Origin of the sequence: Zobellia uliginosa, from assembly GCF_900156625.1 — a bacterium.
GTDB lineage: Bacteria > Bacteroidota > Bacteroidia > Flavobacteriales > Flavobacteriaceae > Zobellia > Zobellia uliginosa.
Window position 1 is genome coordinate 83560 of the sequence record NZ_FTOB01000009.1, and the last position, 13701, is coordinate 97260.

Consider the following 13701-nt stretch of genomic DNA (forward strand, 5'->3'; position numbering starts at 1 on the left):
AAAAATATTACTTTCCTCCCGTTAACTCCTCAAGGGTCCAATAGGCTTCGCGGTCTTTTACCTCTTCGCGTACCCTTTTCACATCTCTTTCAGTAATTCTCTTGGTATCGTTGAGCTCGGTCCTTACATAGGTCAAGACATCGGCAATCCATTGATCATCGTTCCCTTTCATTCCTGCCATCACACCTGCATATTTAATACCATCTACCGGACCGGTAAGGCCGTTCAAGACAATTTTTAAGGGTACATCAATACTACCCTTTACCCTAGAAGATCCGACCAATGGGGGAGCCGTATTCTTAATCCCCTCCCCATTTGGCCCGTGGCAAGCCGCGCAAATTGTTTTAAAATGACTATATCCCTTAACCACACTATTCCTAAGTTCAGGACGTTCTAAAATGTATTTCTTCTTCAAGGTTTCTATTTCCAAAGGAACCTCTTTGATGCCTTCTTCGCCAATAACCGTTAGAGCCTCGTTTTCAGTATTTTCAGAAACGACCTGTTGCATCACTGCCTTTGCTTCCCCTATCGGACTTGACCTAAGGCTTAACAAGAGCTGTACCAGGACCTCCTTATCGGAATCAGTCTTTAGTTGACTTACCGCGGCAAAGACTTCTTTGTTCGATTCCCCTAGAAAGCGTTCACTGATCCGGAGGGCCGCACGTCTTACCCTTGCATCTTCATCCACTAAAGCCGATAGTACGAGGGTTTCGTCTATGGCATCCATACCTTCCAAGGTCCACAAGGCATGAAGTCGGCCCAGGGCCAAATCCGTATCGTTGAACCACGACTTATAAAAAGCTTCCTCACCTTGCACCCTATCCTTGAGTTCGTCAACCACGGCAGTGTCCCTACGGAGGACCAACAACCTCTGGGCCGTTTTTCTGTACCATGCGTTAGGATGACCGAGATACGAAAGCAATTCCCCACTGGTTCGCTCCAGCAATTTCTCCGGCCGAGTAGGTTTCCCACTTTCATGTACGATTCTATAAATCCTTCCTTTGCCAATATGTTTGTCAAAGCCCTTTCTTTCGACCACGGGACGTAAAAAACTTCCTTTACGGACCCAATTTCCCTCTTGTATGATTCCCCTATACATATCGACGATATACAGGCAGCCATCAGGTCCGGTCTTTGATTCTACAGGTCTAAAATTGGCATCGGTGGACGCCAAAAATTCGGTTTCCCCGTAAGGATTCCGCAAGACGGTCTTTCCGTTTATGTGTTCTACTTTGGCACGGCGCACCAATCTACCCACCGGTTCCGGAATAAAGAGATCGCCATAGGCCGGAAGCTGGTCGCCCAAAAATATAGATTGGCCACAACTTGCCGTAAAGTGGTTCAAGGTACCATCTTCCCGAAGACGTTTATTTCCTCCCTGTACGTCAGGGGTGCCGATAATCGGCCATACCTTCTCGAATCCTTCCTCCCATTTGCCGGGCAACTCCAAATTACCATAGGTAGGGTGTTGTTGAAATCCTAAGGCAGGTACTTCCCCCCCTGCACTCGAATAGAACAATTGTCCATTTTCGTCTTCGGTAAGTCCCCATTGCCCAACAGGCGCGTCCCTCAGGGTATCTATCTCCATCTTACCTCGGGTAAACCGATATCTAAACGAATTTCGTGAAACGTACAACCAATTGTCTATACTCCACATCATATTGGCGGATTGATGTTCTAGATTGGCGTTGTCCCGAACCGTATCTTTCAAGATCAGTATTTTCTCGTCGGCCTTCTTATCCCCATCCGTATCGCGGTAACTGTATAAACTACGGTCATAGGTTTGTCCCACGATGACCCTATCATCCAAAGGCAAAAGAATCCTTGGTAAAATCAAACTATCAATGAATACGGTACTCTTGTCCATTTTCCCATCGCCATCAAGATCTTCCAATACCGAAATCCTACTCCATGGTTCATTTTCATTGGTACCATCTATATCTTGCATATAGGTCAGCATCTCTGCCACATAGAGTTCTTGGTCGGGTCCCCAAGCAATGGCCACTGGTTCATGGATCATTGGCTCGCTAGCTACGAGCTCTATACGATAGCCCCCTGGCAAATGCATGGTTTCCATACTTTCTTCGGGAGTCAATGACCTAACGGCAGGATCCCTGACGATAAGGGGTTTTTCATAAATTTTGCCTGTATCCCGTAACTCTTTTTTACAACTACCGCCCATGGCCATTAAAACGGACAGGGCCGGTAGTATAAAACGTTTTTTAAAAATGCTCATAGTATTTATTTTCTTTTATTTATTGGTCTTGAGGCCGTTGGTCCTTACCATTATTCCCTTAGAACCGTTGCCTTTCATAGAACTATGGATATGGCAACAGATCACCTACTTGTTTTTCAAGCGAAAAGTCCTGTTGTTATAACTCTTTCCTGCAGCCCCACCTGTTACGTAGAGCTGCCCATTTAGATTAAAGCCGACACCCCAAGCCAATTCACGAGGAAGGTCAGGCCCCGTTTTCCACTGTTGGCTCTTAAGGTTGTATATCTGTACACCGGCCTGATTATCGGTATCACGTCCGCCCATCACCCAAATTTCATCATTTATACTCGCCACTTGGGGAGAACGTACTTTTAGGGGCATTTCTATAGTGGTCCACTGATCCGTAATGGGATCAAAGAGGGCCAGATACGTGTTGGCTACCACGATACAAATTTGGTCTTTATACTTACATCCGTAAATAGCTCCTTTTCCTTCCGGTCCTGTCGGTTCGGCACGCCATTGGGTTTCCCCTTCACCTATACTGGTCACATATAAGGGCGCTTGGGCATCCCCTAACCAGTTGGTATATCCCATAACATAGAGCCTTCCCCTAGAATTAAAGGCCAAGGGCGCGGAGAGGTCGTTATTTAAGGAGGGGGCTGTTTCTACAGTTCCGCTGTTGGGGTCTACTTTTTGGACCATACGGGTGGTGTGCCTTTTCCCTTTTATGGGCAGTAGGTCTCCCCCCGCTACCCAAAGCTGTCCGTTTAGGGTGCCGGTGGCACAGTATATTCTTGGAACCCCAAGGTCGGCAGTGATTTCCCAATTATTCGTATCGGGATCGAAGGCAAAAAGCTTGGAATACGCATGGCTTTCCATAGGATAGCCATACTCGGCCGTGAGCCCTCCCGCCATATAAAACCGATGGTCTAAGACATCGCCTCTTAGGTCGTGGTTACTCCCGGGCATACGGGCGACCATCTCCCAGTTTTCCATCCATGATACTCCCAAATCTACGCTAAGGCTGCCTTCCGAACTTACACAAACCACATCTCCCCGATTATCGAGGCCCAACGATTTTAGTCCTTTTGGTATACGGTGTACTTTTGAACTAGGGAGGTAGGAACTAGCTCCGTCCTTTATGGTTTTCTCCAAATCGACCTCAATAAGGTTCCCAGAGTTCAGCCCTACTAAGGCAGAACCATTGCTCCCTATGGCCAGGGCCATAATATCGCCTTCGGCCAAGCCCGTAAATTCGGTCCACCCTTGGCTTAAATCCCTAAGGTCACAATACAACAAGCTCTTGTTGCCCGCCAGCCATAGCATCCCATGTTCATCGGCCAGTACCGTATGCCAATGTCCTGACGGAGCACGGCTTAAAGTCTCCTTCTCCCAAACCTTCTTTCCCGCCGGGAGTACCATAAGCGTATTTCCCTTGCTGTCTTTGCTTGAGATAAGGGCCCAATACGTATTCCCGCCATCGTACGTCAAGGAAATGGTAGATTCTGGAGGCGGTACAGGAATACTGCCATATGTTTTCCGAACCGTATCCGTGGGCTTGCCCCCTCTACAGGAACAAGCCACTACGAGCAACAAGTAACATAAAAATCGCATAAAACTATTTTTCGGCATTGTAGATGGTTTCGATTTCCTTAGCGGTCAAGACCCTATCGTATATGCGACATTCATCCATGGAAGCATTGGTTGCCCCTGACCTATTGACCATCAGGTTGATTTTTGAGGCCCGGCCGCTTCCCCTTCGTGCCGATTTGTTCTGTACTTGTACCGAATTGATCATTTGCCCATTAAAATACAGTCGGATTTCTTCTCCGTAGGTCGCTGCCACGTGAAACCATTTGCCTGGGGCCATGTCGGCTTCGTTCACTTCCTTTTTTATCAGTCCGATACTCCTGGCATAGTCGGCCTGAAGTGCGTTCTCCCTATTCTCTAAGGTGTATTCTTCGTAGAAATAAGGTAGTCCCGTAACGAACATGACGTTTGACTTATCTTTAAAATTTATCCACATGCTTACGGTCGCCGCATCTTCATGCGTATGCATTTTATCGACCACCAACTGTGAAATTTCCTTGAACAACCCTATACCCTTGCCTATCTTTCCTGGGACGATCACGCCACCCTCAACGACTGCGGAAACCTTGCCCCCTCCGTTTACAGGGGTAAGTCCGTTTGTAATTTCCTCTGAGGCCAAATAGGCGACCAAACCTCTTTCCGGAATCTTGTTTCTTTCTAGATGGACTTCCCTAAATTCACCTATCAATATCTTGTTTTTGAACAATCCAGCCTTTACGACCGTCGACTTTGACACTTTTAAGGGGCGTTTGTACGATTGAAGCTTTCCTCCATTAAGGCTATACCGAATCTTGTGCCCCTTGTCGGGAGCGCCCAATGACAACTGAGTATCCTCAAAAATTTCTATGGCATTATTGCTTAGTTCTTTCCCTGCAATTTTAAAGGTCGGCGTCAAAGGCACGGTAATAGCCGATACCGGAAAGTCTTGTACGGCATTGCCGTTGGGATATTTAACACTGATTTCCGCCTTACCAAGTGCCACTTTGATCTGTATCCGGTGTTTTCCCTTTTTGAGGTAAATACTGCCGGGCATGGCAGGGGCATGTACCCTTCTATGCAAAACGGTTTCACCATCTATGACCAATTGCACACTGTTATCCTTGCCATTGGGCATCATAAATTCATAGACGCCATCGGCTACGACCTCAAATAGACCGGTATAGACCATTAGCTTCCTAGGAGTATCATTGGCAGAAAGTGTAGTTACAAAACGATCTTCGTAAGGTTTTGATCCCTTCACTTCAAAATATGACGGAGGCAATCCATTTTCGGGAATGTCATTATTGCCTCCCAGTAAATCGATTCGATCATATTTTTGAATCCTTATTCCCTGTACGGAGGCTACCTCCACGGCAGGGTGGGCCTTTAGCACGTGGATACGCTTCCCGATAATTTCCCCAAGCCTAGACCCGTTTTTAAAAGCAGCCACGCGTAACGAGTGTAAGCCGGGTTCCGTGACCACGATTTCCCGTAATTCCCTTGCCTTTGCTACAAGAGGGTCGGAACCATCTAGCGTATAGGCATACTTTAGTTTGGAATGATCGGTCAACAGTTTTAACCTAACTTGATCTACATGGGTTTCGTTTCCACGTATTACAAAGGGAGCCGTGGTAGTCAACTCTTGGTCTTGCACCGGTGTATATTGTTTTTCTCCCGGTCGCTTAACACCCACCTTAATTTTATAAGCTTCCTCGATATCGCCTTTCCAAAACATGGGATCACAAACCAAAAGCCTGAACCTATGCTTGCCCTTGGCGAGGGCCACCTCCCCATACCTACTCTTGTACGAGAGTCCGTATTGCTTGTCTACACGTAAGACCGAAGCAGTTCCCATGCTAAAATCGATAGGGCCGTTAGAGCTTACCTCAAACCTGTAAACACCATCTTCCTTGGCCTCAAAATACCCTTCAAAAAGGTAAAAAGACTTCGTCATTAGGGTACTGGATTGCCTTGGTTCTACAAATGGTACCGTAAAATTGGAGCTTGTAGAGGTAAGGATAGGCTTGTGATCTCCTACTTCAGGTAAAGATATTTTGTCCCCTTGAAAGAAGCCCTTTTTATCGTATATCGTTGTTTTCAACTCGTAGACCTTGGTAGAAAGGCCTTGAACGCCTTGTACCTGACCGGAAGCTATCAAAGGACTGGCCTTTTGGAAGGCATATTCGGAAACCGGACTCCATTTTTCGCCAAATTCCCATGAGTCTTGATAGGTACGCGCCTTTAAAAGACAAGACTTGTCAATTTTAATGGGACCGTCATAGACTTTTGAAGTAGGACCTGGTTCGGTTCCATCAGTAGTATAATACACCACGCTACCCAATTGGGAAGGTGCAAAGGAAACCGTCTCTTCGTCTAAGAACAAACGGGCAGGCCGATACCCTGGATTATTGTGGTCTATGGTCCACTGCCCCTTCTCGATTAAAACAGGCTTGCTCGGAGTAGCTTTAGAGTTCATAACATTCTTGCCATTACGCTCCATTGCGTAGACCGTACGTTCTTTATCGGTTCTCCCAAAGGTGTAGGTATCGGTATTCCCGCCAACATTTACCGTAAGTTGGGTAAGGTCATCCGACCACACGGTGGTAGGCAATTTGTCTCCAAATCGAAAAGGAAAGAGCATCACCTTATACTCTGGATCAACGGCATTCGCAGGAATACTCAACATATTGTACCCCCAAGCTTTTTGAACATTGGGCAGGGGAAACGGAAAATTACTGTTTCTCCATAAAACCCTTACCAAGAGCATGGGATCCCCCTTTTTAGGATTGGGTTTCATAACGGGATATGAGGCCTCCCATGTTGCGGCCCTACCCCTATTCACATTATTATCGGCCATGGCCATAATGATATCGGTTCCTATTACGCCCTTGGTGTTCAATTCTAAATGGCGGTTCTGTGCCGCCGGGTTGACCTCATATACATACGAATCGCCTATAAGGGGCATTCGCCAATCGTATTGATGGGCCTTGCCGTCTTTTTTCAAATCGTCAATGACCAATAAATACGGTTTTTCCCCACGTGCAAAATGCATGGTACGAAACACGTGGTCCATATCATTGGCCCATTTTCCATATCGTTCCACACCACGGGTTTCCCCATGCCACGGACCGTAATCCAAGTGACCAAATCCGTCGTAGTGTTCCTTTATCCTCGGTTGGAAAGGGAGTTCGGAGAAGCGATCTAATTTATAGGCAGACTCCTTAAAACGTCCCATAATATGATTGACCTGTGCCAAGGCCGGATGATCCAGTTCCATCAGCTTTTCGTACTTTCTCCAACCGTAAGCCGTGGTCATTTCCACCACACTTGAGGCCGCCTCAGCGGTATTGGTCGCCGTCATCGAATCTCCGGAGACAGGTTGATAGACCCCTGCAAGTCCGTCTACGGTCACCAAGGCCCTATATGAGGCATCTCGGTAAGCCCCTACGTTCGGGCTCCAAGGAATACCATGTGACCATATTTGAAAATCGCCATGTTGTGGGGTCTCATGCCCGGCGTAGTATTGGTCTACCCTATTCTCCATATGTACCAACATATCATCTTGGTGCCAACCATTGCCCATAGTAACCATACCCCGTTCTCCATCATACCAAAAGCGGGGCATATCTTCAAACTGTTCTAATTCTTCCTTCTGTTCGTAGGATGTAATTTCAGAGGCCGTTACGAGGGTGATCCCCGGTAACTGAAACCATGATTTATGAAGTTTTCCCGAATAATCCTCACCCTTCTTGCCTTCAAACATATCGGCATTGAATATGGAGTTCTTTATGTTGTATACAAAATCTACCCGGGTATCTTTAGGGTAAAAGTATTTCATTATGTGCCAAAACTCTAAATGTCCGCCTGTACCACTCCCTGGGGAGGTACGCCAAAATCGGGGTTCGTCAAAACCTGTTCGTATATCTTCCAATCCGGGGACATTTGGGCGTCGACGAGGCCGATGTACATAACGGTTGTATATTTTTCGGGCATTCAAGGCCTCCGATTCGGCCCTTGCCAAAAGATGGCTGTGCTTTAATAAGTTGCGATCGCCCCTTCTACCAGCCGCCCATACGGCCAACATGGGTATAAAACCTTTAGTATTCTCATAGGTGGTACCCCTGGAAGAGAGGTCGTAATTCAATTTATTCTGCAAGCTCCACGTAGCTATGGGCAAGATTCTTTCATCATATCCTTTTTCCCCCTCAATGGCAAGTGCCAAGGGAATCCAGTTGGCCTGGGACGACATATGGTTATTGATGTACATCTGTCCGGGAATGGCCATTCCCGTGTCGTATTTTCCATAGGTGGCCTTAGCAATGACCCTACGTACAATGCTACGCTCTTCCTCGGTCATAAAGTTATACCCGTAGTCGTATTCCCATCCCAAGGTAAAATAACCTCCGGGGGTGTTGGAAAAGAAGTATTCCATGCCGTATTTTTCCTTTAGCTCCTCTACTCTTTTTCGTCCTCCGGAATAATAGGCTTGGGCATAGGTATAGGGGCCAAATTTTAAATCGGTCCTAACAAAGTCGTAGGATACATCTTTAAAGCTTTCCGCGGTTTTCTCGTGGTTTAGGATATCGATACGAGGTTCCAAATACAGGGCATGCGCCACAGTTGCCTCCGCTGCGCGCCTTCCTAGATCTTGATCATCGGTCAATAAGGCCAAGAGGGCCCATTTGGCAATATTACCGTCCGCACCGAAAGGATTGGCATAGTACTCAAAATTTTCGGGCACTTCCCATTCTACATTCTTGCGCAGATCTTCCAACTGCAGTTTGAAGAATTTCGGAGCCTGGTCTCCCATAGCTACCATCTTCTTCATTCGGTCAACATCCGACGGACTCATGATTACCCTTGGGTGTACCCCGGGCTCGGGTACCTCGCTCAGTTTTTCCGAATCAAAACCTTCACCCTTAAAATCAAAATCGACCTTGGGCATGGGAGGCAAATCTTTTATTAATCCGCCCTCCAAAATATAATCCGCATCCGGTCCGTGGCTTCCCTTATAAAAATCTTGTTCGTCTTTCGGAATATAATCTTGGGCAAGCCCCTTCCCGATAAAAAGGGTCAAGCAGAAAGCTAATAAAGTCAATTTTTTAGTACACATATGCATTCGGTTAAAATTCTGTAGTAAAGTTTATATCAATATCCTAAAAAGGGGATTCTCCCTATCTCCAAGCCATCGGTCTCCAGTACCGGTTTTATCACGTTTTTTCCATTGACCGTCTGATAACGTACCCCTTCGTCTATAGGGCTGTATTCCGTTTCTATAAAAAGATCTCCCCGGTCATACTTCACATATCTATGGGGATTCTTCCTATAATGTTGATACGCCCTATAATTATCTTCCACCTTTGCCCCACCTATCTTTTTCCTGAACTGTTCAAAAGATGAATACTCCTCCGTAGAAGCCACTTCACATACAAAACCATTCCCTATTAAAGCGAACTGATTCCGTGTAAAGTCGATCGGCTCCCCTTGATAATTAAAGAATTCTATAACCGTATAACCTTCCCTCTCTTGAATCCGAAGGTCGTATTCCGAACCATAGTTTACGGGCACCAGTGGCACAAACGCCATATACACCTCCCCATCTTTCACATAAATGGTCTTATGGCCTTTGGCCGTAAAGTCTTTTCCCGGGATTTTGTCATCACCGACCCATATTTCATCGATAGTATTGGCCCCATCTCCCCATTGATCATTGGGAATATAAATCCCTACACTCAGGCTGCTTACTTGTTCCCGTTTATATCGTTTTGGACGATAGAGAACCACGGCAGTATTTTTATGTTGGGTAACCAGGCGTCTTCCCCTTTCACTGTATAGAATTCCCCGATCTCCATATCCATCGGTCGCTCCCGATAATTTTTCCTGCCCATTGACAATAAAGCGCGAAAAGATGGTTGCCGTATTTTTAGGGCTCTCGACGATGTTCTTTTTAGGATAGGTAACCAGAAAGCTTTCGGTCTGCTCGCCAGAATGGTAAGGTATAGAAGCGGAACCGATGGTATACTTTTCGGTCATATAGGTTTCTATGCGACTGTTCCATGCCCCGTAAGGTTCCAAATCGTAATCGACAAAGGGGTCCATGGCATCGGCATTGAGCCCCAACTTCTCCATTCCCCTATCGTCATAGCTGGCACATCCATCTGCGGTAGCAAGGAAATGAAATGGATATTGTCGGTTCTTTACCCAATCGACAAGATATTTCGGACAATGGTACTCATTTCCATAACAGGAAGCCGCCCTCACCTTTATCCATTCTTCACTGGGAAGGAAATAATCGTCAAGACGGAAGTAAGGAGTAAGGTCGCCCAATACAAAATCGAACATAGCGAACGGAAGTCCGACCCCTCTCATATCCCATTGATATGCCCTCGACCAAGGCCCCACCATTTTGGCCGTAGGGAGGTGGTAATGTGCCAATACATCGATCCAAAGACGCTCCTCTATTTCGAGGGCCAATTTTTTAATCGTGCTATCTTGGGCCATCTCGGCGATCATAGCTATGGGCTCTATCTGCAAAAAGCAATAAGCCTGCGAACTGTATTCCGTGTTTACCCCACTACGGGTAAGTTGCCTCTTGAACATTTGCAAACGTTCCCGGCCTTTCTCGACCTGTATCGTATTACCGGTACGCTCGCCGTACAAAATATTGCCACAGGTAGCCATACAGGGGAAGTTATCATTGGTCCCTACAAAGTTCCAATGGTCTTCCAAAAATCCATCGGCAATGCTTTTTAAGTGGCCTTCGAGCTTTACTTTGGCCTTTTCACTGATCAGCGCGCCGTATTTTGACAGTAAAAAGTTGACACGATGCCATTCTTGATAGTAATCGGGAAAATTTTCGAGGTAGCGATTGGCTTGGGCAATGGCCTTTTTATTTCCCGAGGCCAAGGCCGCTTGACAATAAGCCAGTGGTTCCAAGGAACGGGTAAAGCCCCACTCTTCCTTTCCTTTCCACTCTCCCTGTTTTGAAAAGTAAGCCAAGCGCTTGGGCGTAAAGAAATGCTTCAGTTGGTCTTTGGCCCTCTCTTTATCAAGATGGTCATATGAACGGTCTACTTGGCCCTGTGCCTTTGTCGGTAAAAGTGCCATAACGAATAGACAAGCTGCTAAAAGGAATGTTTCGAACGTTTTTTTCATTTGGTTTGGTCTTTGTTCCCAGGGTCGGTTTATTGGTTTTACAATCGTACAATACGACCGGTCGATACAGGGGCCGGCCCTAAGCCCAGATAATGAATCGGTAAATTATGTTTCGCTTCGCACAAGCCTTTTTAGATTTCTGCGATTACTTTTCCATTACGGATTACCTTGTAGGTGGTACGCCCCTTTTCGTTCTCCTTAAAAATGACCCTATCTTTCTGGTCTTGCCATTCTATGGAGACTTCGGTCTTAGATTCGTTCCATTTTATCAGTGGTTTTTCCTCTCCATGATAGTAAGGAAAAAGCAGCATCTTGAAATTAGGGTTCACCCCATAGGAAGGAATGACCAAGCGCTTGGCCATACCAAAACTTCTACCATCGGGCCAATCTCTTGCATCTTTGTATTCAAAGGTTTCCAACCGTATCTGGGGATTCTTGAATATATCTTCGGGAACGGTACGATCCAAAACCTTGACCAATAATTGGGCGTCTCCCTCTTTCGGTTCGAATTTCAAGGTACCCCAGGCCCCTTCGGTCCTTTTCGTATCACCGCCTAGTATGATTTCGTCAATTTGAAGACTAAGCATTTCCACATCGCTATCGACCATCATGATCCATTCATAGGTGTGGTCTTTGCTATCTTTTTGAATATCGTCTACCACTAGGGCATAAGGGTGTGCCCCTCGCACGAGTCCTGCCGAACGAAACGCTTTTTCAACGGGATTGTGCTTTACACGAACCGGACGGGCATATTCATCCCACATTCTGGGATCGCCACTTTCAAAGCCGTTGTAGTAGGCTTCGACCACCGGTGAGCGGTCGATATTCGCCTTCCAGTCAAAATTTGGGTGTTTGGCCAGCCACTTATCGGTTTCCCCGGTCAAGTATTCCCATCGTTTAAAACGGCGTCTTGGTTGGTCTTTATCGGCAAACCCGCTCAAGGTACCCTGCCAATACCAATCGTACGCATACTTGGCGTTCAAAACCCCAAACGTAGCGTCGTCGTTATCTACAAGGCCTAACCATTCTCCCGGGGGCGGCACATAACCTTGTCCCTTACCGTCGATGATCACACAATTGTGATGTCGTGATTCTATACCCCTAAAACGATCGATCGCCCACGCCCTTCCGGCTCCAGAAAAGGTAAAATTCCCACGATCGGCGTGTTGATGGCTTGGCCCTATTTGATCATCGCGGCATTCCAATTGTAGCTGTACCTCATCGTCACCCCAATTCGAACGGGTAATCAAGGACTTGCGTTCGGGATCAAAATACGTATTGGGGAGTCCTAATCGCTTTCCTGCTTCAAAATCGGTCGGCAAGGGGTCATCAGCAAAAATAATTTGATACATGACATAGCCTCTTCCTCCGTCCAACTTATCGCCGCCGCCATTTTGATAGGCTAGGGTTTCTTGTAAAACATAATTTACCAAAGGATCTTGGGGATAACTGCGCTTCCAGGCGAGAAGGGTCTGCAGGGTAGGTCCGGCCTCCCCCCCATCTCCATGGCTAATAAAACGTGCACCTCCCGGTTGTACCGAATTGGCATACCATTTCAAGGAATTATACCAACGTTTCTGATTCCATAGATTATGCCCTCTTCTAGCCATGGCCACAAGCGCAGGTCCATGCCAACGTAGTCCAAATTGAGTGTATCCAATAGCCTCTTTGCTCATCCCCATTTCTGACCATCCGTATTTTTGGTAATCGGTCTGAACTTCTTTCTGGTGTTCGTAGACACGAGCATCGTTACCCTCTTCCCCTTCGGTAGCCAAAGAGGTCAGTAATAGTCCTGATCCTACGGCAATCCAATTCCAATTACGGAAATGATGGGGCATATGTGAGCCCATGGCCGTCTTTCCTTTGGTGTAAGTATTCAAAAGGTTTCTACAGCTCTTCTGCTGTCTTTTATTCATCCAGTTATAGGCGAAATCATATAAAAAGGCAAAATAAGGCTCTCCTCCAATGGCGTCTTTTCGACCGCTACGCCACACATCACTGTTGAGTTGTGAATTGAATTTTAAAGCATTGCCATCATCCCCTCCTTGGGATAGAATTTCCGACGCGCTTTTAAAGGCTCGGTCCATTTGATCCAAATTCTTTTGATAGATTTTCCCGAGGTTGGTTATCACCGTGGCCAGTTCAGCCCCTTTTTCCGTGTCGTCTCGCAATAGGCAGTCAAATGTTTCCAATAAAAGGACATAAAGAAACTGCGGACGGTGGTGCCAACTCACCCCATCGCCTTCCCCAGCTTTGGGGTAATTATCAAGTAAACCCTTAGCTTTCTTTATATTTCCGGCCAATAAGGCTTGATAGACATTGTAACTGGCCGTATGTTCCTTACGGATCGATATATCTTGGTACGCCCTTAGATTTTTTAAGGCGAGCCTTCCGGTCTTCGTATTCTTAGACCGGTTTCTAATATCCTCCAAATCCTCCGGGGAAAATAAAATTCTGGGATGCACCCCAGGTTCAGGTACGGTTCCGAAGGCATCCTTTACAAAGAAAGGAGAATCAAGGGCCTCCATCGTAATTTCAGGGGAAGCGGGCCATTGATATTCCCCATTAAGAATTTGTTCCGCGGAATATTCGCCCGGAAGCTCCTTCTTTTTCAGCAAATTTTCTTGTCCCCTACCGGAGACCTGCCCCTCACTTTCGTTATAGGCCAACAGCCCTATAAAGCAAAGTGCTACGGTTATTCTTTTATTCATAACTAGATTCAAGTTTTATATTCGACTCAAAATTTTATTTTTCAATACGGC

At 46.4% G+C, this 13701-nt stretch carries 5 protein-coding genes; all 5 read right to left on the minus strand.

Annotation, left to right across the window (positions count from 1 at the left end; all coding sequences use genetic code 11):
* Nucleotides 1-7: 7 nt before the first annotated feature.
* The 5 genes from BW980_RS20225 to BW980_RS20245 all read right to left on the minus strand — a co-directional run bounded on the left by BW980_RS20225 (nucleotide 8) and on the right by BW980_RS20245 (nucleotide 13650).
* A complete protein-coding gene (locus BW980_RS20225) occupies nucleotides 8-2236 on the minus strand; it encodes a DUF7133 domain-containing protein (RefSeq protein WP_076456974.1) in 2229 nt (742 codons plus the stop codon).
* A gap of 105 nt (nucleotides 2237-2341) precedes the next feature.
* The gene (locus BW980_RS20230) at nucleotides 2342-3829 is read right to left on the minus strand and encodes a Kelch repeat-containing protein (protein ID WP_175609931.1); all 1488 of its coding nucleotides are present in this window, start codon (nucleotides 3827-3829) and stop codon (nucleotides 2342-2344) included.
* A 4-nt stretch (nucleotides 3830-3833) separates the two neighbouring features.
* Nucleotides 3834-8897, minus strand: a complete 5064-nt coding sequence (locus BW980_RS20235) for a chitobiase/beta-hexosaminidase C-terminal domain-containing protein (RefSeq protein WP_076456976.1) — start codon at nucleotides 8895-8897, stop codon at nucleotides 3834-3836.
* 35 nt (nucleotides 8898-8932) lie between these two features.
* Nucleotides 8933-10939 carry a hypothetical protein gene (locus tag BW980_RS20240; RefSeq protein WP_139327752.1) on the minus strand — a complete coding sequence of 669 codons (2007 nt, stop codon included), beginning with the start codon at nucleotides 10937-10939 and terminating at the stop codon, nucleotides 8933-8935.
* Nucleotides 10940-11070: 131 nt separating this feature from the next.
* Nucleotides 11071-13650: a heparinase II/III family protein gene (locus BW980_RS20245; protein WP_076456978.1), complete on the minus strand. Its 2580-nt coding sequence runs from the start codon at nucleotides 13648-13650 to the stop codon at nucleotides 11071-11073.
* Nucleotides 13651-13701 lie beyond the last annotated feature (51 nt).